The following is a 24,291-nucleotide window of genomic DNA, read 5'->3' as shown; positions in this document are numbered from 1 at the left end:
TTCAATTCCGAGTTCAGTGTAAATACCGTAATTCAAATGAAACATCAAACCGTAGCTTTCAACATTCGTCCTCTGGTGCCCGCCGCCGCGTGTAAACGCCGCGTCATGTGCGCCCGTGTGTGGCGTATGGCTGGAACGGCTGCGGGAGGGTGACGGAAGCATAAAATCCTGAACCTGGTTTTTTAAAAAGGCCGCAGCGTTCCAGAAACCTGCGGCCTTTTTGCGTTTATGGCATTAAGGGCAGTTCGGTTTCGGTAACAACGCGTTTTTCAATGAGGAGGCAATAGGAGTGAACCTGTCATGTCAGTGCCAGCTGCTTATCTTGCAGTAATTTTGGTTTGGGCTACCACGCCCTTGGGTGTGCAATGGAGTTCGGAAGGGCTATCCCCCCTTGCCGGTGCGTTCAGCCGTATGTTTCTGGCTGCGATCATTGGATGGATTGCGGTGCGGCTGCTGAAGGTGAAGGTGCCCTGGCATCGACAGGCCATGAAGATTTACTGGATTTCCAACATCGGGATTTTCTTTGGGTTGATGTGTGTGTATATCGGCGCCAAGTTCATCACCAGCGGCATGATTTCGGTTTTGTTCGGACTGTCGCCGGTGGCCTCTGCGTTGTTGGCGCGCCTGTTGTTGGATGAGCCACCGTTCTCCCTGGCGAAATGGTTGGCGGTGTCCATGGGGCTGGCCGGCCTGCTGGTGATTTTCAGTCAGGACATGGCGCTGACCGACAGCAGTTATACCGGTTTTGCCCTGGTGGGCGTGGGCATGCTGTGCTTTTCCCTGAGTGGTGTGTTGATCAAACGTCACAGTGTTGATCTGCACCCGCTGGCGCAGACGGTGGGCTCGCTGACGCTGGCGGCACCGTTGTATCTGGTGGCGGGAATGATTCTGGGCATGGAGGTGACGGCACCGCAACCGAAGGCCATTGCGGCCATTTTGTATCTGACGTTGTTTGGCTCGTTCATCGGCTTTTTCTGTTACTTCTATATCCTCAAGCACATGGCAGCCAGTTCGGTGGCGCTGGTGACCATGATCACGCCGGTGCTCGCTATTAGCCTGGGGGTGGTGTTGAACGGTGAGGTGATTACGGAAAACCTGGTGTTCGGCACTGCGATGATCTGTACCTGCCTGTTGCTGTTTTATTGGGGGGATAGTTTGCTCGGGCGCATGGGGTTGATGCGACCACCGCAGGTATAAGCGGGGTTTGTGAAGACAGTGTGAAACTGGGTACACTGGTGGTTTCGGCGCAGCACCCGATGGCACCAGTGGAGACCCGGCCATGAGTTTTTATGAAGACAGAATCTTTCCGTTTTTTATGGAATATGCCACCCGTGTGTTCCGGCGTGAGATCGCCCAGCTGATCGGCACGGCACAGGGCCGGGTGCTGGAGATCGGTGCCGGTACCGGTGCCAACCTGGGGTACTACACCGCCGGCGTCACTGAAGTGGTGGGGATTGAGCCGGTGGCAGCCATGCTGCAAAAAGCCCAGACCGTGGTGGACAGCGCCGCCCATGAATTCCCGGTACGATTGCAGGTAGGGGATGCACGTAAATTGCCGTTTGAGGATGATTCCTTTGACAGTGTGGTGGCGTGCCTGGTGTTTTGTACCATTCCCGATCCGGAGCTGGCGGCAGCAGAAATGCGGCGGGTGCTGAAGCCGGGCGGCAAGCTGGTGTTCTACGAGCATGTGGCGTCTTCGCGCAGCAAGGTGCAGGTGTGGCAGCAAAGGATAAATCCGGTCTGGCGCAAACTGGCCTGCGGCTGCGAGATCACCCGTGACACCCGCAGTCTGTTCGAGTCTGCGGGGTTTCGCTTTGAGCACATCCGGGATTTTGAGCATCCCAAAGTGCCACCGCTGATGGCGCCCATTATTTCCGGTGTTGCGGTGAAATAGTCGTGATCAGGACAGCATGATATTGCGGGAAAGGTGTTGTGAGTTGGCCATGGCTTCCGCACCCCAATAAATGATGCGGATGTGGTGAGCCAGGCGCTTTTCCGCTTCTTTCTGTTTGGCATAGGGCAGGTCGGCGCTGGCAATGCCCAGGTTGAAGACCAGGGTGGAGATGGCCTCGGCGATGTACAGGGGGTTGGTGATTTTGCGATGGCGCCGGCGCATTTCCAGCTCGATGATTTCCGCCAGTTGGTGGTTCAGGTTCATCAGGCAGCGTTGAATCCGGCGCCGGATCAGCGGCGAGTTGCCGGTGGCCTCCCGGGCCAGTACCCGAAACAGGGGGCCGTTGTCGCGGAAATGCTGCATGCAAACCTGTACGCTGCTGGCGACGATGTCCTCACCTTTTTCTTCCAGTGCCTTGGCATCCAGCAAGATGGCCTGCAGGGCGTCCTCCGCTTCTGACACCAATGCCAGGCCCAATTCTTCCATATTGCTGAAATGGCGATAGAAGGATGCCGGAGCGATGCCGGCCTCCTTGGTCACCTCGCGCAAGCCCAGGCTGGAAAAGCCTTTGTCTTCACTCATTTTTTTGAGAGCTGCCGCCATGATGTTGTTGCGGGTTTGTTGTTTTTGTTCTGCTCGGGTCAAATTTCCAGTCATATTGGTCGTCTAATTGGTAAGGCAGCTTGCCGGGGTTGCGTCATACTGTTCGGGGTGATGGGGGGTGTTTATCTCAATCATCCAGCAATTAAGTGTACAAGTGTTTGCTGAAAAAGCCAAACGCAATTCCCTGGTTGTCGGATTGTCGGTTTTAATGCGGCTGATTTAGCTAAATTCGTGGTATGGATGGCCAGTCAGCAGTTGCGTTTTATGGAAATGGGAGTATATTGGCAAACACTTGTTTGCTGAATTGTTCGGCGCTTTTTGTATACCGCTCTTTTGCATGCCATCTCGGTATGGTTATTCTGGTCTGGATGGGCCAAGGGAATAAAGTATGAGGACGTTTAACCAATTATCGCGTGAGCCGATGACCAATGTGGACACCGCCTGGTTGCGCATGGATTCCAGCGACAACCTGATGGTGATCAATGGTCTGTTGTTCTTTGATGAGCCAATGACCCAGGATGAATTCAAGGCGTTGCTGGAGGAGCGGCTGCTGTCCCAGCATAAGCGCTTCCGACAACGGGCCCGCAATGAACATGGGGTGTATTTCTGGGAGGAAATGTCCGGTGTGGACATGGATTACCACCTGACGCCCCTGACGCTGGCAGCCACCGATGATCCGGAAGCCGAATTGCGCCGCGTGGTCAGCACGGTGATTCCCCAGCCGCTGGATTCCGACAAGCCGTTGTGGCGTTTCCATTTTATCTCCAACTACCAGTCCGGCAGCGCGGTGCTGGTGCGGGTGCACCACAGTTATGCCGATGGGATTGCTTTGATCTCGGTACTGGATTCCATTGCGGATCAGTCGGTGATGCACAGCTCACCGGCGGCTCGCTTCAAATTGCCGGAGCGCAAGCCAAAGTCAGCAGCGCTGCTGCATCGGTTGTCCTATGCGTTCACCAGCGGCGGTTTTTATCTGGCCTTCGGGGCTGCCTGGTTGTTCGAGGCCATGCGGGTGTCGTTGTGCCGCCCCGATTCCAAGACTGCCTACAAGCGAGATCTTTCCCCCCATAAAGAAGTGGGCTGGGCGCCATCGCTGCCGGTGGAGGACGTCAAACAGGTGGGTAAAGCCATGGGCTGTACCATTAACGACGTCATTCTGGGGTGCGTGGCCGGCAGTCTGCGCCGCTACCTGCAGCGAATTGGGGAGCCGGTGGACGGTGTCTGTGTGCGCGCCACCATCCCGGTAAACCTGCGGCCGCTGGAACAGGCATTGGAATTGGGCAACCGCTTTGGGTTGGTGTATCTGACGTTGCCGGTGGGCGAACCCACCAGTAAAGGCCGCATCGAAGCGGTCAAACGCAACATGAAAAAACTGAAGAATGGAATGCAGGCGCAGATGAGTTACAACGTGCTGGGGATTCTGGGTTATTTTCCTTCGGCATTTGAGCGCTGGGCCTTGCGCTTCTTTTCCAGCAAGGCGTCGGCGGTGATGACCAACGTACCCGGGCCGGCAGAGCCCGTAATGCTGAAGGGCAAGAAGCTGTCCAAGCCCATGTTCTGGGTGCCCCAGTCCGGAGGTATCGGAATCGGGGTGAGCATTCTCAGCTACGACAATAAAGTGGAGTTCGGCTTTGTGGCGGACGCGGCGTTGGTGCCCGACCCCCAGGCAATGATTGACGATTACGTGGATGAATTCAGATCCATTCAGGCGGAGGTGTTGGGAGCACCTGCGTTTGAGGAAGCGCTCTCCAGAGCGGTGTAACGACAAAACGTTTGTGCGACTTTTTTGGGAAATGCTTAGCCAGGTGGGCTAAGGGAATAAAATGAGGTATAGGAAATGGCATACTTTGTAACTGGCGCCACCGGCTTTATTGGCCGTTATCTGGTGGAAAATCTGCTGCAGCGTGAAGGCACGATTTACATTCTGTGCCGCGAAGCGTCGCAGGAAAAAGTGGCTACGCTGCGGAAAAAAGTGGGTGACCTGGACGGGCGAGTGGTTCCGGTGACCGGCGATCTGACCCAGCCCAAACTGGGTTTGAGTGACGCTGATCTGGACAAGCTGCGTGGTCAGATCACACACTTTTTTCATCTGGCGGCGATCTATGATCTCGAAGCCGGTGAGTCTGAGCAGATCATGGCGAATGTGGAAGGTACCCGTAATGCCATGGGGGCAGCAGAAGCCCTTAAGGCCGGTTGCTTCCACCACATGAGTTCCATCGCCGCTGCCGGTATGTATCCGGGAATCTTCCGTGAAGACATGTTCGAAGAGGCGGAAAAGCTGGATGATCCTTACCTGCGGACCAAACACGAGTCCGAAGGTCTGGTGCGCAAGCAATGCAAGGTGCCGTTCCGCATCTATCGCCCGTCCATGGTGGTGGGGCATTCCCAGACCGGTGAAATCGACAAGATCGACGGACCCTATTATTTCTTCACTCTGATCAAAAAGCTGCGCCAGCTGCTGCCGCCCTGGATGCCCATGGTGGGCATAGAAGGGGGGCGTTTCAACATGGTGCCGGTGGATTATGTGGCCAATGCCCTGGATTACCTGGCTCACCAGGATGGTCTGGATGGCAAGTGCTTCCACCTGACCGATGAGAACCACTACAAAATCGGTGAGGTGATCAACATTTTCGCCCGGGCCGGCCATGCGCCGCAGATGAATATGCGGGTGGACACGCGCATGTTCAGTTTTATGCCGCCGTTTCTGCGCAAGACCCTGGGTACGCTGCCTCCGGTACGCCGTATCACCAGTACGGTGCTGGAGGACCTGGGCATTCCCCAGACGCTGCTGAAATTTACCCGTTACTACACCAAGTTTGATAACCGGGATGCGCGGGCGGCGTTGGAAGGTTCCGGTATCAGCTGCCCCAAACTGGATACCTATGCCTGGCGACTGTGGGATTACTGGGAGCGTAATCTGGATCCGGATCTGTTCATCGATCGCTCTCTGGAAGGCCGGGTGGCAGACAAAGTGGTGGTGGTCACCGGGGCTTCTTCCGGTATCGGCAAAGCCACGGCCATTAAACTGGCGGAGGCAGGCGCCATCGTCATAATGGCGGCCCGCAAGCCCACCAAACTGGAAAAGGCCAAGGCGGAAATCGAAGAGAAAGGCGGTAAGGTTTATGCCTACAGCGTGGACATTGCCAGCATGGAGGATTGTGATCGCTTTGCCCAGCAGGTGTTGGCGGACTTCGGTCGGGTGGACATTCTGGTGAATAACGCCGGCCGTTCCATTCGCCGTTCCATCAATCTGTCCTACGACCGGTTCCATGATTTTGAGCGAACGATGCAGTTGAATTATTTCGGCTCCCTGCGTTTGATCATGAACTTCCTGCCGGTGATGGAAAAAAATCGCAGTGGGCACATCATCAATATTTCCTCCATCGGCACGCTCACCATGCCCGCCCGCTTCAGTGCCTATGTGGCGTCCAAGTCGGCGCTGGATGCGTTCTCCCGCTGTGCGGCGTCGGAGTTTTCCGATTGCAACGTGCACTTCACCACCATCAATATGCCGTTGGTGCGTACGCCCATGATCGCGCCCACCAAGATCTATGACAACGTGCCTACCATCAGCCCGGAAGAGGCGGCGGACATGGTGGCGGAGGCGGTGATATCCCGCAGCAAACGCATCGCCACCAAGTTGGGTATTTTCGGTCAGGTGGTTCACGCTGTGGCACCGAAGTTTGCCGAGATCGTCATCAACACCGGCTTCCGCATGTTCCCGGATTCTGCTGCGGCCAAGGGCAAGAGCGACGAATCCGCGCCAGTGGTGTCCCCGGAGCAGATGGCCTTTGCCTACCTGATGCGCGGTGTCCACTGGTAAAAGCCCACTGGTAACAGACTCCAGGTAATCTGAAACAAAAAAGCCGCCGCCCGGGGAAACTCAGGCGGCGGCTTTTTTATGGGGGAGATAATCAGAAGCGGGGCAGGTTGTCTTTGCTGCTCAGGCGGAAGGCACCGTGGTTGAAGGCCAGTTGGTGGCCATTGCCATCGCTCACTTCAAACTGGAAGGAACCGCTCACCCACTTGCCATCATCGGACTCCACGATGATTTCACCGGACTGCAGTTGTTCCGCTGTCAGGTTGTCGGTTTTGGAGGTCACCATCGCTTCCTGGATGGGGTAGGCGCCGGGCCCTTTGTAGTCGTTGATGATCATGCGGATTTCGGTGTCCCCGTGCACTGAGATGATGTGCATGCTGTCGCGGAACAGGGAGGCACGCTTCTGCCACCAGGCCCGCTCCGGAATGGCCATCAGGTCTTTCGCTGCCCAGTTTTCACTGAAATAGATGTCGCTGCGATCCTGCCGCAGATCCGCCACCGTCAGGTGTTTGTATTTCTGTTTCTCTTGCTCCAGGGTTTGACTGAAGGTTTGGTTGGCATCGGGAATGGACATGGAAGCCGTGTTGTATTTTTGCTGCTGGGGGGTGACCGGTTGGCTGACTTTCGCGGCGCTGGCGGCAACTACGGTCTCCGGTACAAAGGGTTTGACCACCGGCTGCGGCACGGGTTTGGGTTTGGCGCTGGCCAAGCTGGGGTTCTTGGGGGCCGCTTGCTGAGAGGCTGGCTCAGTCTTCGCAACAGGTCCGTTCTTGGTAACAGGCTCGCTCTTAGCAACAGGCTCGCTCTTAGCAAAAGGCGCTTTCTTCACCGCAGGCGCTTTTTGCGCCGCTGGGGCTTTGGCCGCTGTTGCGGGTTGGGTCGCGGCTGCCAGCGCCACCGTGGTTGCGGTCACGGCGGCCACGGTCACGGCCGGTTCAGCCGGGGTGGTTTTTATCAGCTTGTTGTGGCGATAGCGGCAGGGGTAAGTCTTGTTACCCTGGCTGCAGCTGCCCTCACCGTGGGCATCGTTGTTCCGGAAAGGGCCTTTATATTCGCTACCCAGGGCGGATACCAGAACGCCTTCCCCGTGGCGCATGCCTTCGGTGAATTCCCCTTCGTAATAGCCGCCGGTGCTGTATTCGATACGGCCGCGGCCGTCCTGGTTGCCGTCCCGCCATTCCCCTGAATAGAGGTCGCCATTGGGGTAGTAGTAGTAACCGCGGCCATGGGGTTTGCCGTTTTCAAAGGCGCCTTCGTAGCGACCGCCGGAAATAAAGGTGAGTTTGCCGTAGCCATGGGGCTTGCCCTCGGACCAGCTGCCTTCGTAATAGGTGCCGTCCAGATAGGTCTGGCGACCGTGACCGTGTTGTTGGCCGTCCTTGAAATCACCTTCAAACACCGCGCCGGATGTGTAGCGCTTGATGCCTTTCCCCTGCGGCTGATCCTGGTACCAGTTGCCCTCGTATTCGTCACCATTGGCGTATTTCATGACCCCCTGGCCCTGGCGGCGCCCATGATAGAAGCGCCCCCAGTATTGCGACCCATTCACATAGGTCAGGCTGCCCAGGCCGTGGGGCTGCTGTTTAGCCCATTCACCCTCGTAGCGGGCGCCATCAGGCCAAACATGGGTGATTTGCTGTGATTGGTGCTCTTTGACATGCAAATAGCTTTGCTGATCAATGGTTTCTGCGTAGGTGTTGACGCAGACTACCAGCAATGCTCCCCAAACCCCTGTGATGATTCCTGTCATTTTCATGTTTACTACCCAATCCAGACGTCCTGTCGTGGAGGTTGTTCTGGTGCTTCCGTGCCCAGTTCTGTTTTTTGCAAATAATTCCAAATTTATAGGATGGTTTCAATGAGCGACTTGTAACCCTGCCTATAATTACCTAATGGTTCGCCACGACAGTAAGGGGATAGACGGATGTGGTTTCTTCGCATTGTGTGGAACATCTTGAAGACGGAATGGATATCATCGGCGTTGCCGGATCCAAAACACGGTTCCCGCAGGAGACATTGCAAGTCCTATCGCAGGCGACGCCAGCAGGTAAAAGGCTTTTGGGTGATTGCAGGGCTGGTGGTGCTGATTGAGCCGGCATTGCCGTTCGCGGTGTTCGTTTCCCTGTTCACCACCTTTCTGTCTTTTATGTATCTTGATGAGGCGGACAGCCGCTCCCGTTGAGTTACAAAAAATCCACCAAAATGTGAGCGCTTGCTTACCGATGGTGGTCCTTGTTTGGGTTGCCGGTTATAACATCAACGGTTCTGTGCTGGATAAATTCTAACCAGTTGAGGCCGGAACAAAGGGGATTTGTCATAATTCCCGCAACGATGAAAACGTTAACCAGTTCCCATTTTTGTATGAGGTCTGCGTCTTCTGCAGGTAACTGCACCCCGGACGGAGACTTTGGTTAAACAGGCTGGCTGAAGAGGTTGCAGGTGTCTGCAGTAGCACGAGAGCGCAATGGAGTGATTCGACGGTTGATGCTGGTGGCGGCGTTGGTGCTGACTGCCAGCAACGGGTCCGCTAACGGTGGCTGGGTCATCGAGCGGGACGACCGTGGTGAGAGCCCATTGTTGAAAGAACGAAAATCCATTGCCATGACGCCGGAGCAGCAGGAACAACAAGCCCTGGCGGCGGCCTATCAGCAGGCATTGCAGACGGAGCAGGAACGCATCCGTGAGCACTGGTCCGCGCCGGAAGTGAGCAGCCCCCAGCGTTGGGTCAGTTATGCCGACGATTACTCCTCCAAGCGGGTGGTGGATTTCGAGCGTAACCAGATTGAAGTCAGCGTGGACAGCATCTACCAGGGCAGCCGCCTGGATTTTTCCGCCATGTCGAAAGAGGTGGTGGGTGAACTGGAGCAGGTGTTGGGCACCACCATTGCCCAGGCCGTGCATCAGGACCCGATCCAGCAGGCCATCAACGCTGCCTACAACAGTCTGGGGCAGACACCCAAGCCATCGGATGCGGGATCGGAGCTGGTACTGAAAGAGCTGTTTGCCTCACCCCGGCCTTCGGAAACCGACATCCGTAACACCGCCGCCGCCTTGATGCGCAAATCCTCCATTCGTTACCAGGCCCTGAATGCAAGCCTGGATCTGGCGTCGGTGGCGGTTAACACCGGCAAAAAGCTGACCTATGTGATGCCGTTGCCGGACAACCGCATCCGCAAGAAAGTGGTGGAGTATCGGCCCGAGGTGAGCCGTAACGCCCAGCGTTTCTCCTTGAGTACGGATGTGATGATGGCCATCATCCACACGGAAAGCCATTTCAACCCCCTGGCCCGCTCCCACATTCCCGCCTTTGGCTTGATGCAGATCGTGCCTTCCACCGCCGGGCGGGATGCCACCCGCAAGCTCTACAAGAAGTCCTCGCTGCTGAGTGCACAGTATCTGTATAACCCCAAGAAGAACATCGAGGTGGGGGCCGCCTATCTGAGTGTGCTGTATTACGACTACCTGAAAGAGATCAAGAACCCCGAGAGTCGGCTTTATTACACCATTGCCGCCTACAACGCCGGTGCCTCCAGTGTGGCGCGGGCCTTTGTGGGCAAAGCCAGCTTCCAGGCGGCGGTGGAGACCATCAATAATATGACTCCGGAGCAGGTGCTGGAGCGCCTGATCACCAAGGCGCCGCGTAAGGAAACCCGCCTCTACGTGGAGAAAGTGCTGAAGCGCCGGGCCTATTACGCAACCTTATGAGCGCCCGTCGGTTGACATCATCCAGGCTGCTGGTGGGGGTGCTGGCGTGGACACTGGCATGGTTGCTGGGCGGCTGCGGTGCTGATAAAGCGGAGCTTGCCGGGCTCAAAACGCAGCTGGCAGGCCTCGAACAGGCCCAGCAACAGATGCTGGAGCGGTTGCAGCTGCAGGAGCAGGTGCCTGAATTGAGTTTCGTGATTTCGCGCCAGGACATCACCATTGAAGAGCAGATGTTTCAACCCCTGTTGAAGTGCTCAGGACGCCTGTTGGCCATGGGGGATGAGGTGCCGCAGACGTTCTACGTGGACATGCTGTTGCAGGTGGAAGTCCCGGCGGAAGAGTTTTCTGCGGTAATCCGCCAGGTGTTTCCGGTATTCGATGGCAAAAGCCAGATCGAGCTGGTGCAACCGCTGCCGGTTCACGGCCTCAAGGAAAAAGATCTGAAGATCACCCTGCGCCCCATGAACTGGTATGGCAGCAATCGCATCGAACCCACTCAGGTGACCTACCGCTAGGCCACCTTCTGCAACACGATCTCATCCACCAGGGGGCGGAACGAGACCTTGACCCCCAGATCCACCATGGTCCAGTAATGGCCGCTGATGACGCGGTCCACGTGCATGGTTTCCGGTGACGGCTGGAATGACCCGATGTATTTCAGGCCGTCGCGCTTCAGTTTGCCCATGACCCGGCGATGCAGATTGGATTCGGAAAAGTCATAGGGTGTGTAGTCCCTGAACGGGGTCATCACAATGTCCATCCACTCGCTGTAGAACGCCACATCCGGTTGCTTGCCGCCCTGTTGCCGTACACCGATGGCCATCAGGTGGCTGTCCAGGGTTTCCACATTGCCGGCAATGGCGTCCGCCACCAGCTGGCGCAGCTTGTCAATGGTGGCCTCCGGAATCCGCTTCACCGCACCAAAGTCATACAGGATGATGCTGCCGTCCGGGCGAAAGGCAAAGTTGCCCGGGTGCGGGTCAGAATGTACGGCGTGCAGATCGTAGATCTGGCGGCCGAAGGTTTCAAAGATGCGGTAGCCGATCAGGTTAATGGTGTCCTGGCTGTACTGCGGCTGTTTCACCTGTTGCAGGGAATCGCCGGGCACGTAGGTCAGGGTCAGCACGGTTTCCGCCGACAGGGATTCAATCAGCTCCGGCATCACAATGTAGGGGTGGTCCTGATAGTAATCCCGGAACAGCGTGAGGTTTTCCGCTTCGTGTACGTAATCCAGCTCCTCGTACAGCATGCGGCGGATTTCCTCGAAGGTCTGGTCAATCACCTCGGCACTGACTTTCACCAGGCCCGCCAGTTTCAGGGCCCGCTTCAAGTGTTTCAGGTCCGAATCGCAGGATTCCTTCACGCCTGGATACTGAATCTTCACCACACACTCTTCACCCTCTTTGGTCAGGGCCCGGTGCACCTGGCCGATGGAGGCGGCGGCGAATGGGGTCTCATCAAAGTGGGCAAACAGATTCTCCGGGGTATCCCCCAGGGCTTTGATCAGCTGACGCCGGATCATGGCGTAGGGCATGGGCGGGGATTCTTTCTGCAGTACTTCCAGGGCGCTGGCCACCTCGTCCGGCAGCATATCCTTCACCTGGGAGGCGATCTGCCCTACCTTCATCACGGCACCTTTCATCTCGCCCAGGGTCTGCGCGATCTGCTTGCCGATGTCGGAATAGAGTTGCTCCTGGCTTTGGGTGTGAGTGTCCTCATCCCGGAACAAGCCCTTAACCTTATGGCTGGCAACGTTTTTTGCTATGTTCGCGGACATGCCCGCCAGTTTCAGAAAGCGTTTACCCGGAGTGGTCGCTTTGAAACGCTTATCGTCTTTTTCCTTAGCCACGAAGCTGTAGTCCTCTGTATGACCGTTACCGCATAGTTTTTATAGTAGTCGTTTTATTGATTTGGATGCGTGAGTTTTGTTCAAATTAGGGTTTAATGGGAACCCGTGAGTACCCAGACTCTACGGGAGCAAAGAGGGGGTGTAAATACCCTGTTGAGGGTGTTTGAGATGATCCGATATTAATGTTTAAAATCAGAAGTTTGGTATAATGCGCAGCATTGGACGGCCTGATATCGGGTAACGAATCGCGGCTTATTGATCTATCAGGTCGGTGAGCCCAGAGTTCTTCTCACATCCCATAATAAGAACCAGCAAGAAACACAATAAAAACCAATAACAAAAACATCATCTTACGTCCTCAATTTCAGTGGTGCGTGCGAGCACCATTATCGGAGAGTGTTCACACCCGCTTAAGCTGGCCCGGATTGGCTGGTGGTGGGAACGATTCGTAATGTGCGGATTCGGAGAAAGTCCGCTTGGGAATGAAAGGCGAGAAGTCATGAGTGTCCGAACATTTTTGAAAAATCTGCTGGTCTCCAGTGAGACGGAGGCCGCGGTGGATAAAATTCCGAAGCCGGTGGGTTCCTTCGGCTACGATCCCTGGGGTTACAACACGGAAGTGGTGAAGATCGCCATGAGTGTGATGCGACCCATCTATGAAGATTATTTTCGCGTGGAAGCCTTTGGCCTGGAACACATTCCAGAGAAGGGAAGGCTGCTGATCATTGCCAATCACAGCGGCCAGTTGCCTTTTGACGGCAGCCTGGTGAGTTACGCGATGGCCACCAATCCCCACAACCCTCGAGCGATTCGTGTGATGGTGGAGCGTTGGTTCCCCACCATTCCTTTTGTGGGTAACCTGTTCAACGAAATGGGTGCCGTGTTGGGGGACCCTATCAATTGCGCCAAGATGCTGCGCAACGATGAAGCCATCATTGTGTTCCCGGAAGGCGTACGCGGCAGCGGCAAAACCTGGGACAAGCGCTACAAACTGCAGCGCTTCGGCCTGGGCTTTATGCACCTGGCCATTACTGAGAACACGCCCATCATTCCGGTGGGTATCGTGGGCTGCGAGGAAACCATGCCCACCCCGTTTCACCTGAAGCGCCTGGCGCGACTGTTTGGCATGCCGTATTTTCCGGTGACCACACCAATACCCTTGCCGGCGAAAGTGCGTTTGTATTTCGGTGAACCGATGACCTTTGCAGGGCCCATCACCGGGGAAGACGACGTGGCCGTGAAAGTGGAACAGGTGAAGGATGAAATTAATAAACTGATCCAGCGTGGGTTGCAGGAAAGGAGTGGGTGGTTCGAATGATTCATAAACATAAACCCGAAGTCCTGGTAACCGGAGCCGGCGGCTCCCTGGCACAGTACGTTATTAACGAACTGAAGAAAGATTACCATGTGGTGCTGGTGGATTTCCGTCGCCGGGTGCAAATGGATGAAGGCATGTCCAGTTACCGGGTGGAATACAGCAAGCGCGGTTTTGAGGATATCTTCCGCAAGCACAAGATTGAGGCGGTGATTCACCTGGGGCGTATGGGCCTGTATGAATCCACGCATCGTAATCGCTACAACCACAATGTGTTGGGTACCCAGCGGCTGTTGGATCTGGCCCACAAGTACGCCGTGAAAAAAGTGGTGGTGCTGTCCACCTATTATGTCTATGGTGCCAGCCCCTACAACCCGGCGTTACTCACGGAGGAGGCGCCCCTGAAGGCTTCCGAGCTGACCATGGATCTGGTGGATTCTGTGGAGCTGGAGAACCTGGCCAATATCTATCTGTGGAAGTACCCGGAGCTCAACATTACCATCCTGCGTCCATGCAATATCGCTGGGCCCGGAGTGCTGAATTCCCTGAGCCTGCTGTTATCCAGCAAAATGGCGCCGGTGCTGATGGGCTTTTCCCCCATGATGCAGTTTATTCATGTGGAAGACGCCGCCCACGCCATCGTGTTGGCGTTCAAGCAGAACAAACCGGGCATTTACAATGTGGCCACAGACGACTGGGTCAGTTATCAGGAGGCCGCGACGCAATGTGGTTGCCGCCGCATGCCGATTCCCTCCATTCCGGAAGGCTTGCCGCGCATGATCAGCAAACGCATGAACTGGAAAGGCTGGCCCGCTTACCTGGTGAATTACTACAAGTACCCGGTGATCATCGACGGCGGGCTGTTCAACAAGACCTTTGGTTTCAAACCCCAGCGCAGCCTGGATGACATCTTTTCCTATTATCGGGAGAAGAAGGAGATGGGCATCCTGTAACCCAAGACAAGGCCAGAACCGAGAAACCGAAGTAAAGAAAACCTGAGATAAAAAAGGGGAGCCTGATCATCAAGCCCCCCTTTTTTCTTTGGTGTATTTTTGAGTTCAAGAACGCAGGTCGCGCGTTTAGTGAATCATATTCCAGTTCATGTCCGGTGTGATATTGAGGCGCTCATCCATGTAGATGTTGGATTCCATGGCCAGCAAGCGCACGTAGCGATCGAAGTACAGCAGTTGCTTCAGCAGCAGGGCAAATTCACGGGGGAAGTGGATGCCATGACGTTTACCGATGCCCACCAGGTCCATCATGACTTTATTCACTTCGTGCTCGTTGATGGACATCATATCCCCGGCGTGCATATCCACATCCGGTAACACCCGATCCATGCTGGAATACAGGGCTTCAATGTCCTTGGCCAGGCGCTCGGTGTTGACTTCGGTATCGGTCATGCCGATGCCCAGCATGGCTTCCGCCATCTCCTGATAGTTTTCCTGGCCGATGGCCCAGATGAATTTGGATACCGATTCCCAGGTGCTGGGTTTGATGCGGCCGACGATACCAAAGTCGATGAAACCGATCCGGCCGTCTTTCAATACCAGCAGGTTGCCGGCGTGCACATCGGCGTGGAAGGATTCGCAGAACAGCAGGCTGGAAAACCAGGTATTCATGGCGGTGATGAGGCTGGATTCCGGGTCCGGCACAATATGCTGCACACTCTCCAGGTCGGTGAAGGGAACACCGTAAAAACGTTCCATGGTCAGCACCCGCATGGTGGAAGCCTGGGGATACACCTTGGGTGCGGTGGCCTGGGTATTGCCGGTTTCTTCCAGGAACTTGTGGAAATCGGCAATGTTGCTGGATTCCTGATAGAAATCGCATTCGGCCAGCATGCCTTTCTGGATTTCGTCCACAATATCGGACAGGGATGCCATGCTAAGGTTGGGAACAAAATATTCCAGTACGCGGGCACCCACATAGAGGAAATTCAAATCCGTCAGCAGGATGTTTTCAACGCCAGGCTTTTGTACCTTCACCACCACGTCTTCGCCGCTCACCAGCTTGGCGGCGTACACCTGCGCGATGGAGGCCGACGCCAGGGGCACCGGATCAAATTCCGCAAACACCGTTTCCAGCGATTTGCCTAGCTCTTTCTCCAATACGCGCTTCATGGTGTAGAACGGTACCGGGGTGGTCTTATCCAGGCACAGTTGGAACTCTTCCACATAATCGTCCGGGAAAATGGACGGCGAGCTGGCAATGAACTGACCCAGCTTGATGTAGGTGGTGCCCAGGCGCTCGAAGGTCTGGCGCAGCAACTTGGGCGCGGGCGGGCGATCCCCCATGACCCATTCCATTCCGGTTTGAGCCAGCACCCGCATGGTTTGGCCGATACGAAGCGCGCCTTTGATGCCGGCACTGAGCTTGCTGATTCGGGAGTTGTCTGTTGCCATTGGATAACACCTTGAATAGTCAGAAATTCTTCCATGAAAACGAATGCGTCCCTAAACGGTATCGGGAAGCGCGTTACCATTTTACACGCATAACGGCCCCGAAGGTAATCTGTTACGCGGCCCATCAGTCAAAGGGGCGTAATCCATCGACAGCATGTATAATTTTACGTAGTCTAACCGCCTTAATTTTGGCAAAAGGTGCTGATTTGCCGGGTGTTTACCTGCATCAGCGTGTTTGAGCAGTTTGCAGAGAGGGGTCGCCAGCGGGCGCAGCAGTAAGATGATGGCTTTATCCAACCCACTGAGGATGATCGAAAACAACATAGAGGTGCCCAAATCCCTGCAGGGCATCACCGGAATCGCCGAAAACGAAATGAACCCTGAATGGCTGGGTCTCACTGAGCGGGATCAGGACATCATCTGGAAGGCGGTGAAAGACCTGTACCGCACCGGTGCCTACCCGGCACTGTCCATCTGCATCCGCCGCCACGGCGAGATTCTGTTGAATCGCTCCATCGGTCACGCCAAGGGTAATGGTCCCGGCGAAACCGGTGAGAAAGTGGTGGCCACACCGGATACCCCGTTTTGCCTGTTCTCCGCCTCCAAGGCGATCACGGCCATGCTGGTGCATCTGCTGGAAGAACGGAACCAGATCAACCTGATGAATCCGGTGAGTTTTTATATTCCGGAATTCGCCGCCCACGGCAAAAAACGTATTACGGTACAGCAGATTCTGTCCCATCGGGCGGGTATTGCGTCTTTCAAGGATATTGAACCGGAAGTGCTGTTCGATCATGACGCCATTATGAACCTGATCTACGATGCCGAGCCCACCGACGTACACGGTCGTGAGCTGGCCTATCATGCTTTGACTGGCGGCTATGTGTTGGGCGAGTTGGTGCAGCGGGTAACCGGGGAGAGCATTGCCGAGTTTTTGCGTAAAAACGTGCAGGAGCCCATGGGCATGCGCAACTTCAATTACGGTTGCCCGGATGAGCGCTATCCGGAAGTGGCCACCAATTACCTGACCGGGTTTCCCATCATGTTCCCGGTGAAGCAGCTGATCAAGCGGGTACTGGGGGCCGAGCTGGGCACGGCCATTGAGCTGTCCAACGATCCCCGCTTTTACCAGCAGGTCATTCCCGCCGGCAACATTACCGCCACCGCAGAAGAATGCTCACGCTTCTTCCATTGCCTGCTCAGCGGTGGAGACTACGAGGGCAAACGAATTTTTCAGCCGGTCACTATTGAGCGGGCGGTACGGGAGGTCAGTGCTACTGAATTGGATCGTACGCTGTTCCTGCCCATGCGCTACAGCGCCGGTATGATGCTGGGCAATTATCCGGTGGGCCTGTACGGACCGGCGTCCCCCCACGCCTATGGTCACATCGGTCTTACCAACAATTTCTGCTGGGCCGATCCGGAGCGGATGATTTCGGTATCCCTGCTGACCTCGGGTAATCCGCTGATCGGCAGTCATTTCCCACGGCTGGTGATGTTGTTGACTACGATTTCCCGGCGCTGCAAAAAAGTGTTTAAAAAATAAATCTGGACGCCACCCTTAGAGAGACCGTTATGGACTACCTGCGCACACCGGAAACCCGCTTTGAACGATTGGCCGATTACCCGTTTGAACCGCACTATCTTGAGGTGGCGGGCAACGGCCTGCGCATGCATTACCTGGATGAAGGCCCTGCGACTGTCGATCCGGTGTTGATGTTGCACGGGGAACCCAGTTGGAGCTATCTCTACCGCCACATGATTCCCATTGTGGCAGCGGCAGGGCACCGGGTGATTGCGCCGGATCTGATTGGCTTCGGCAAATCCGACAAACCCACGGCGCTGGAAGATTATTCCTATCAGGCTCATATGGAATGGATGCACACTTTCATCGACAAGCTGGATCTGAATAACGTCACCTTAGTCTGTCAGGACTGGGGGTCGTTAATCGGCCTGCGATTGGCGGCGGAGCAGGAGCCCCGTTTTAAAGCCATCGTGGTGGGCAATGGCATGCTGCCCACCGGCGACCAGAAAGTGCCGGCCGCGTTTCAGTTGTGGAAGAATTTCGCCCTTTACAGCCCCTGGTTTCCAATTGCCCGCATCATCAATTCCGGTACCTTTAAAACCCTGGGGCCGGAGGAGCGCAAAGCCTATGATGCGCCGTTCCCGTCGTCACGATATAAAGCCGGTGCCCGGGCCTTCCCTCGCCTGGTGCCGGTGGTTCCCAACGATCCGGCCTCTGACGCCAATCGGGCGGCATGGAAAGTGCTGGAACAATGGCGCAAGCCGTTTTTAACCACGTTCAGTAATGGTGATCCCATTACCCGCGGGGGGGACGCGTTTATGCGGGAGCGCATTCCAGGCGCCGAGGGTCAGCCTCATCAGACGTTGGTGGGCGGCCACTTTTTGCAGGAAGACTCACCGGTGCCGTTTGCCCGGGCCATCAACGACCTGTTGGCCTCGATGGCCTGACCGGGCGCGGCGGCAGGGTTTAAACCAGGGCTCAGAACAGACGGCACTGGTCAAACAGCACCACCGGCCCCAGGTTCAACACCAGCCGGGCATAATCCAGGCACAACACCGCGCCGTTGTTCTCGCTGCGAATGAGGGTGGCTTTGGTCAGCGTGCTGAGAGCAGTGATACCGGTGCGCACCGGGTTGTTGGAGAAATCCAGTGCCAGCAGTTCGGTATTGAGTGTCAGCGGACTGACATCCTCAATTCGATTGTGACTCACCGACAAGCCCTGTAATTGTGGAATCGTTTGCAGCGGGCCCAGATCAGAAATCTGATTGTTATCCAGGGCCAGGTTCACCAGTTGCGGCATTTGGCTCAAGGCAGACAGGTCGAACAACCGGTTGTTGTGGGCAACAATATTGCGCACGCTGGTGGACAGGCTGAGGCTGTCCAGGGTGTCCAGTTCATTGCCCGATACGCTCACCACTTTCAGGGCCGGCAGCGCGGTCAGCGGGGACAGGTCAGTCAGTAGATTGTTGTCCAGCGAGACACTTTGGGTCAGCTGAAACTGTTCGATGCCGGTGAGCTGGGCAATGCCACGGTCCAGACAATAAATAACATCAAATTGCTGCAGGTGAGTCGCACCGTTTTCCGCCAGACAGGCACGCAGGTTATCGTCCTCAATCAAATCGTAATCCACCCGGGCTCCGACATACACGGTGGCCTTGCGGGTGTAGTCGTACACCAGCCCGTTGTCGTTGCGGGTTTCCACCAACAGGGTATAAGTGGTGGTCTGGCTGGGATACACCAACAGAGAACCGTTGAAATCCACTTCGCCGATATCCGGACTGATGCTGAGGCGTTCGATATGAAAACCATCCACCGTTTCTGTGTCGGCTTGCCAGCTCAGCACACCAAATTCCTGCTGGTTGTTATCCAACAGGGATTGGGCTTCGAATTCACTGCTGGGGCCACACCCCTGCAACAGTGCGATAACAAAGACAACACTCAGCGTGCGAAATGAGAATGACATGGCAGTGCTCCGTTGGCGGATCGATATTGTTATGGATGAACACTTTTGCGCGAGGCGTGATCCGTACTGCCGAATCGAAACACGCCTGCTATCTTAAGGGGGAGTGCAGAAGAGGGGAAGGGGCAAGCGATGAACGTGCGTCAGCTTTATTAACGCATGACCGTCGCCTGCATTTTCTTCGCTGGAATCAGTTTCAGTGCATCGGATAGTTTGACTTCCTGACCCAGGTGATGGCGATAGATGGCCTGATAGGTCAATATGTTTTTAACGTAGTTCCGGGTTTCCTTGAACGGAATGGTTTCCACCCAGATATCGCCACTGACCGGCAAATAGGTTGGCTGCCAGGCGTTGGCTCGGTGCGGTCCTGCATTGTAGGCTGCTGTGGCCAGGATGATGTTGCCCTTGAATTGCTGCTGCAGTTGGCTCATGTAGTGCGTCCCCAGCTTGATATTGGTTTCCGGCGTCAGCATATCGCGGGTGCTGGGGGTGGGAATGCCGATGGACTGCGACAGTTGTTTTGCCGTGCGCGGCATGATCTGCATCATGCCCATGGCGCCCACCGAGCTGCGGGCCTGAGGCATGAACGCGCTCTCCTGTCGAATCAGCGAATACACCCAGTCCTTATCCAACCCTGAGCGGGTGGCGTATTTGTCGACCACGGTTTCAAATGCGGTGGGAAAACGTATTTCCAGGTTGTTGTACGCATCCGATTGATAGGCGGCGCGGATGGCGGGATGGTGCCAGCCCCAGATATAGGCCAGGTGCGCCAGCACGCTGCGTTCCTGTTCATTGGAGCGTCGTATCAGGTATTCCCACTCGGAGCGGGCCAGGGGCAGGTCATCCATGGCGTACAGTTCCCGGGTGCGTTGCACCGCCGGCAACGCAATCATGGCGTTGAGGTCTTCCTCCCGAACCTGAGTGGGTTCAATGTTCAGGTTGAGCGGCTTCTTAAGGCGCTCGCTGGCCAGGAACCCGTAAAAATTCCGCTGTTCAGAGAGCCGCTCCAGGCGGGCCTGGGGATCGTATTGGGTGAACTTGTTTTGTACCACCGACTGGGGCAACAGATCCATGAACTGCCGCTCGTCATACAGCGCCTGGGAGAAACGCTGCTGAAAGGTCAGTACATCCACATGGTGGGGGTCAATGCGGATCTGGGGCAGTTGGGCGATGTCTACCGGCCCCAGTTTCTGCTCGGCCCGCGCTTGCCAGTACTGCCAGGTCTCGTCTTGCCATTGTTCCTCGTTCAACAGCGTCAGCCAGATCCGCAGGCGCGGCCAATCCTGTTCATACAGCGCATGCCGAATGCCGATGGGAATCAGCTCGTCATCGTACCCGTACTGGGCGGCCTGGCTCAGCCAGAAGTCCGCATTGTCCTGTTTGCGCACCGCCAGCACAAAGGCAAACTCATTGGCAATCTTGGCGCGTTCGGCGGCGCTGAAGTTAAACGCCGCGGCATACTGGGGCCACAATTCCTGCGCCAGCTTTTCATCCTTGCGGATCAGGCGGGAGAACGCCGTGATCAGCAGCGGGCGGGCACTGTCTCCCCACTTGGTGTAGCGCTTCATGTACTTGAGGCGGCGTGGGTCCCGATACAGGTCGCGCCACTCCCGCGACAACGGTTGCAATTGCTTGGGCAGGTGGTTTTCCAGGTAGCGGGCCAGTTGGATTTTGCTGTTGGCCATGGCCAGGGCGGTGCGTTCCCAGGCCAGATCCCCGTACATTTCACCGGTGGTTTTCCAGACTTCAAACAGCGGGTCGCAGGCGTTGTCCTGGGAGGCCCCCACCAACCACAACTGGCGGGCACCGGCGAAGGCGGTTTCCCGGTCGCCCACTTTGTAGTGCGCCCAGTAGTAGTAGCAGTCGTATTTGGTGTCGTACTGGCCGAGGCGATATTCCTGCAGATAGGTGTCCCAATCTTTCTGCGAGGCCAGGTTGTTGATCCAGCGACGTCGCAACCAGCCGGAAAGGGGTGAGTCGGAGAATTCATCCATAAACTCATCCAGCTCCTCTTTACTCACGGAGCTGATGTAGCGGCTGTATTCCCGATACTTGAGATAGGGATACAGTGGGTAGTCCCGTAACGTTTCCGCCTGCTCCCGGAACCGTTCCCGCTGGCCTTTGGTCAGCAGTTTGAGGGTGTCGTTATAGTGTTCCCGCTGGGCTTGCCAAAGCTGTTCCTGATTGGCTTGAAAGGAGAGGGCGTAGTTGGCCTGGCTGATGCCGGCACTCAGACCTGTTGCCAGCAACAGGCAAAGACGAATCAATTTGCTCACACTGGGGTACCGCGAAACTCTGTTATCCGTATTCTATAGTTAATAGCAGATAAGGTCAGAATTTTCAGGTGGTTAAGGGGCTTCGCCTAAATCTTTTTCTGGTTTGAACAAAAAATATTCTAGTTGGTAAGTTTTTGATCTGAAGCGATTCTTCAAATTATCTCGGGGTTGCTGTTGAGGTCGTGTCAATGAAGGCTAAACTTACCTATTACCAGAACCAAATTTAGCTGTGAAAATTAACAGCACCAGAACGAAAAAATCGGGGATTATGGAAAAGCGAATCAGAGAAAAGCGTGTCATACAACGGCACCACTTAAAGTACTACCTCAGCGTATACAACCGTAAAACGGGCAAGCCCATCGGTTATATCGTGAATATTTCTACGGAGGGTTTACGCCTGGTGAGTCACATTCCTTTGCTGACCCACAGCGTATTCCAGTTCCGCATCAAGCTACCCCGGGAGATCGAAGGGGCCAGCAACATCGATTTTGACGCGCTGAGTTGCTGGTGTCGCCCGGATGTGAGCCCGGACTGCTTCGATACCGGCTTCAAGCTGATTGACCCACCCCAGGAGCTGATGCAGCTGATTGAGGGGCTCACCAGCTACTTCAGCTTTAAACTCGATTGATTCACAGATCCGCAGTTTGCGCAGCAGCGGATGGTTGCCCGCCGGCAGGGATGCTGTCAAACTCTTCCAGTGAAACTAACTCACTGATACGACTATGATAAAATCTGCCGCCTCCAGTATTGTATTGTCTTTGCTCTCATTGTCACTTCTGCTGTCCCTTTCGATCCGTCCGTTGTGGGCGTTGCCCGCGGATATGGAGGCGGACCGCTTGCTGCTGGCCGCGCAGGAGAAACTCTCGGACCAGAATTACGAGGCCGCCCGCACCTACCTGGGTCGTATCGACGCCCTTAAAGTCACACCCGCCCCCAAGTTTTACTACCTCTCCGGCCTGATTGCCCTGCACTATGGTGAACTGGGCAAGGCCAGTGACCTGTTGTCCCGCTATGTGGAAGAAGCCGGCCGAGAGGCCGAATTCTACGAGCCGGCCCTGCGTCGGATAACCGAAATTGAAGAGCAGCTCCAATCCCAGCAAGCGGTTTCCCAATCCCGGGACCAGATGCGGGAGATCAAGGCCAGCGGCGGCATTGAGCGGGATGATACAGCCGGCAAAGCCTATGATGATAAGGTTAGGAAACTCTATATCGCCCCCAGCCTTAAAGATTCACTGGTGCTGCACATCAATAGTCTGCTGACCTCCTACGAATACCTGGAAGGGCGTATCAAGAATCGCAGCACCTCTCCACGGCTGGAATATCAGGTGTCCGTACAGGCCCCATCACAGCTGTCTGTGGTGCGTAAGCAGGTTGACCCTGGGGCCGGTGGCCAGGCTTCCCTTTCCTCCTCCAGTCTCGATGCCTTTGGCGTCAATCCCTTTGTCAGCTACCGCTGCAGTGCCCCCTCTGATCAGTGTGTGATTCGCCACCCGGTGACCGGCGGGGATTGGATTGTCATTGCCCGGGATGAGTCCGCTGCCAAGGAGCTGGCACAAGCCCTGACTCGCCTGATCAAAGCATTACAAAGATAGTTTTGGCCATCGACTGATCGTTCACGTCATTGGAAAATACCGCAAAATAACTTCTAACTTGAGCCTTTTCCAGAAGGTTCAAGCCAGTTTTGGATTTTAGAAGCAGCCATTTTTGTTGTTTCCCAGAGGTGAATATGGATCTGTCTGTGAAGCCGGAATACCGGCAGTTTCGCGAAGAAGTTCGTGATTTCCTCAATGAATCGTTGACCGACGATATCCGCGAAGCGGGTCGGTTGGGCACCAGCGTGTTCCATGACAAGGAACGGGCCATGGCCTGGCAGAAAATTCTGCATGCCAAAGGATGGGCTGCGCCCCATTGGCCGAAGCAGTATGGCGGCACTGGATGGGATGTTGTGCAACGCTCCATCTTCGCCGAAGAGTGCCTCAAAGCCGATGCCCCGCAACTGATTCCCATGGGGCTGCACATGTGCGGCCCCTGCATCATCGGTTGCGGCACCGACGAGCAAAAAGCATATTACCTGCCGCGCATTCTCTCCGGCGAAGATTTCTGGTGTCAGGGCTATTCTGAGCCCGGTGCTGGTTCCGACCTGGCGGCGCTGCAGACCACTGCTGTTTCCGATGGCGACGATTACATCGTGAACGGTACCAAGATCTGGACCACCTACGCCCACTACGCCAACAAGATTTTCTGCCTGGTGCGCACCAACAAGGACTGCAAACCCCAGGAAGGGATCACCTTCCTGCTGATGGACATGGACGCCCCTGGTGTCACAGTGGAGCCCATCATCGGCCTGGACGGTGTGCGGGAACAAAACACGGTATTCTTCGACAACGTGCGCGTGCCCAAGAGCAATCGCATTGGTGAGGAAAACCAGGGTTGGACTGTGGCCAAGTTCCTGCTCACTTTCGAGCGCGGTGGACAGGAATACGCCCCTGGCCTGTATCACTATCTCAAGCAGATCAAGGCCATCGCTGAACAGGAAGGCGACGGCTTTGGTGGTCGCCTGGCGGATGATCCTCATTTCATGCGTCGTGTACACGAGGCTGAAATCGAAATCAGCGCCCTGGAATTCACCGAAAACCGCATCAAGGCGGCGCTCGGCAGCGGCCAAAGCCCTGGCGCGGTGGCGTCCATGACCAAGATCGTTGGCACGGAACTGAGTCAAAAGCTCACCGAACTGGCCATCGAGGCCGTTGGGGTTGCGGGTCTGCCCCTGCAACTGGACGCTTTGGAACCCGGTTCCGGCGTAGCACCCATCGGTCCGGAATATGCCCTCACGGCCATGCCCCGCTATCTCAATACCCGGGCCACCAGCATCTACGGTGGTTCCAATGAGATCCAGCGCGGCATCATCGCGAAAATGGTTTTGGGCTTGTAATTCCGGGT

20 protein-coding genes are annotated in these 24,291 nt (G+C 55.8%); 14 read left to right on the top strand and 6 right to left on the bottom strand.

From position 1 onward, the window contains the following. Positions 1–300: 300 nt before the first annotated feature. Together D9N14_RS17520 and D9N14_RS17515 are read left to right on the top strand one after the other, a co-directional pair. A complete protein-coding gene (locus tag D9N14_RS17520; RefSeq protein ID WP_290582113.1) occupies positions 301–1,197 on the top strand; it encodes a DMT family transporter in 897 nt (298 codons plus the stop codon). A gap of 82 nt (positions 1,198–1,279) precedes the next feature. After that, positions 1,280–1,894: a class I SAM-dependent methyltransferase gene (locus D9N14_RS17515; RefSeq protein WP_290582111.1), complete on the top strand. Its 615-nt coding sequence runs from the start codon at positions 1,280–1,282 to the stop codon at positions 1,892–1,894. Between the two features lie 6 nt (positions 1,895–1,900). Here D9N14_RS17515 and fabR read toward each other — a convergent pair whose 3' ends face one another. Then, complete coding sequence (gene fabR / locus D9N14_RS17510; protein WP_290582109.1) at positions 1,901–2,551, bottom strand: HTH-type transcriptional repressor FabR; 651 nt, start codon at positions 2,549–2,551, stop codon at positions 1,901–1,903. A 334-nt stretch (positions 2,552–2,885) separates the two neighbouring features. Here fabR and D9N14_RS17505 point away from each other — a divergent pair, with 334 nt between their 5' ends. Next, positions 2,886–4,259: a wax ester/triacylglycerol synthase family O-acyltransferase gene (locus D9N14_RS17505; RefSeq protein WP_290582107.1), complete on the top strand. Its 1,374-nt coding sequence runs from the start codon at positions 2,886–2,888 to the stop codon at positions 4,257–4,259. A gap of 75 nt (positions 4,260–4,334) precedes the next feature. Then, complete coding sequence (locus tag D9N14_RS17500; RefSeq protein WP_290582105.1) at positions 4,335–6,320, top strand: SDR family oxidoreductase; 1,986 nt, start codon at positions 4,335–4,337, stop codon at positions 6,318–6,320. A gap of 91 nt (positions 6,321–6,411) precedes the next feature. On the opposite strand, the gene D9N14_RS17495 is transcribed toward D9N14_RS17500, so the two are convergent. Continuing rightward, positions 6,412–8,073 carry an MORN repeat-containing protein gene (locus tag D9N14_RS17495; RefSeq protein ID WP_290582103.1) on the bottom strand — a complete coding sequence of 554 codons (1,662 nt, stop codon included), beginning with the start codon at positions 8,071–8,073 and terminating at the stop codon, positions 6,412–6,414. Positions 8,074–8,241: 168 nt separating this feature from the next. Here D9N14_RS17495 and D9N14_RS17490 point away from each other — a divergent pair, with 168 nt between their 5' ends. The 3 genes from D9N14_RS17490 to D9N14_RS17480 all read left to right on the top strand — a co-directional run bounded on the left by D9N14_RS17490 (position 8,242) and on the right by D9N14_RS17480 (position 10,537). Then, complete coding sequence (locus D9N14_RS17490) at positions 8,242–8,499, top strand: hypothetical protein (RefSeq protein WP_290582101.1); 258 nt, start codon at positions 8,242–8,244, stop codon at positions 8,497–8,499. Between the two features lie 257 nt (positions 8,500–8,756). Further along, positions 8,757–10,022 (top strand): transglycosylase SLT domain-containing protein, encoded by a 1,266-nt coding sequence (locus tag D9N14_RS17485; protein ID WP_290582099.1) that lies wholly within the window; start codon positions 8,757–8,759, stop codon positions 10,020–10,022. 11 nt (positions 10,023–10,033) lie between these two features. Continuing rightward, a complete protein-coding gene (locus D9N14_RS17480) occupies positions 10,034–10,537 on the top strand; it encodes a hypothetical protein (protein WP_290582097.1) in 504 nt (167 codons plus the stop codon). On the opposite strand, the gene D9N14_RS17475 is transcribed toward D9N14_RS17480, so the two are convergent. Beyond that, positions 10,534–11,871 (bottom strand): ABC1 kinase family protein, encoded by a 1,338-nt coding sequence (locus D9N14_RS17475; protein WP_290582095.1) that lies wholly within the window; start codon positions 11,869–11,871, stop codon positions 10,534–10,536. The genes D9N14_RS17480 and D9N14_RS17475 overlap by 4 nt on opposite strands. A gap of 499 nt (positions 11,872–12,370) precedes the next feature. On the opposite strand from D9N14_RS17475, the gene D9N14_RS17470 reads away from it, so the two are divergent. Both D9N14_RS17470 and D9N14_RS17465 read left to right on the top strand, forming a co-directional pair. After that, positions 12,371–13,189, top strand: a complete 819-nt coding sequence (locus D9N14_RS17470; RefSeq protein WP_290582093.1) for a lysophospholipid acyltransferase family protein — start codon at positions 12,371–12,373, stop codon at positions 13,187–13,189. Further along, positions 13,186–14,139 (top strand): SDR family oxidoreductase, encoded by a 954-nt coding sequence (locus D9N14_RS17465; protein WP_290582091.1) that lies wholly within the window; start codon positions 13,186–13,188, stop codon positions 14,137–14,139. The genes D9N14_RS17470 and D9N14_RS17465 overlap by 4 nt, the downstream gene beginning before the upstream one ends. Positions 14,140–14,265: 126 nt before the next feature. On the opposite strand, the gene D9N14_RS17460 is transcribed toward D9N14_RS17465, so the two are convergent. Continuing rightward, complete coding sequence (locus D9N14_RS17460) at positions 14,266–15,591, bottom strand: ABC1 kinase family protein (RefSeq protein ID WP_290582089.1); 1,326 nt, start codon at positions 15,589–15,591, stop codon at positions 14,266–14,268. A gap of 283 nt (positions 15,592–15,874) precedes the next feature. Here D9N14_RS17460 and D9N14_RS17455 point away from each other — a divergent pair, with 283 nt between their 5' ends. Further along, the gene (locus D9N14_RS17455; RefSeq protein ID WP_290582087.1) at positions 15,875–17,137 is read left to right on the top strand and encodes a serine hydrolase domain-containing protein; all 1,263 of its coding nucleotides are present in this window, start codon (positions 15,875–15,877) and stop codon (positions 17,135–17,137) included. Positions 17,138–17,166: 29 nt separating this feature from the next. Further along, positions 17,167–18,063, top strand: coding sequence for a haloalkane dehalogenase (locus tag D9N14_RS17450; RefSeq protein ID WP_290582085.1), 897 nt, complete (start codon positions 17,167–17,169; stop codon positions 18,061–18,063). A 31-nt stretch (positions 18,064–18,094) separates the two neighbouring features. Here D9N14_RS17450 and D9N14_RS17445 read toward each other — a convergent pair whose 3' ends face one another. Continuing rightward, positions 18,095–19,078, bottom strand: coding sequence for a leucine-rich repeat domain-containing protein (locus tag D9N14_RS17445; RefSeq protein WP_290582083.1), 984 nt, complete (start codon positions 19,076–19,078; stop codon positions 18,095–18,097). Between the two features lie 149 nt (positions 19,079–19,227). Continuing rightward, positions 19,228–21,351, bottom strand: a complete 2,124-nt coding sequence (locus tag D9N14_RS17440; protein WP_290582081.1) for a transglycosylase SLT domain-containing protein — start codon at positions 21,349–21,351, stop codon at positions 19,228–19,230. Positions 21,352–21,619: 268 nt separating this feature from the next. Between D9N14_RS17440 and D9N14_RS17435 the strand changes: the two genes are divergently transcribed. From D9N14_RS17435 to D9N14_RS17425, 3 genes are all read left to right on the top strand, one after another. Then, positions 21,620–21,979, top strand: coding sequence for a PilZ domain-containing protein (locus tag D9N14_RS17435; protein ID WP_290582079.1), 360 nt, complete (start codon positions 21,620–21,622; stop codon positions 21,977–21,979). 94 nt (positions 21,980–22,073) lie between these two features. Next, positions 22,074–22,943, top strand: coding sequence for a hypothetical protein (locus D9N14_RS17430; protein WP_290582077.1), 870 nt, complete (start codon positions 22,074–22,076; stop codon positions 22,941–22,943). Between the two features lie 134 nt (positions 22,944–23,077). Continuing rightward, complete coding sequence (locus tag D9N14_RS17425) at positions 23,078–24,283, top strand: acyl-CoA dehydrogenase family protein (protein ID WP_290582075.1); 1,206 nt, start codon at positions 23,078–23,080, stop codon at positions 24,281–24,283. Positions 24,284–24,291: the final 8 nt, after the last annotated feature.

This window comes from Ketobacter sp. (assembly GCF_003671495.1).
In the GTDB taxonomy this organism is placed as follows: Bacteria; Pseudomonadota; Gammaproteobacteria; order Pseudomonadales; family Ketobacteraceae; genus Ketobacter.
This window is presented reverse-complemented; position numbering and strand designations above follow the sequence as displayed.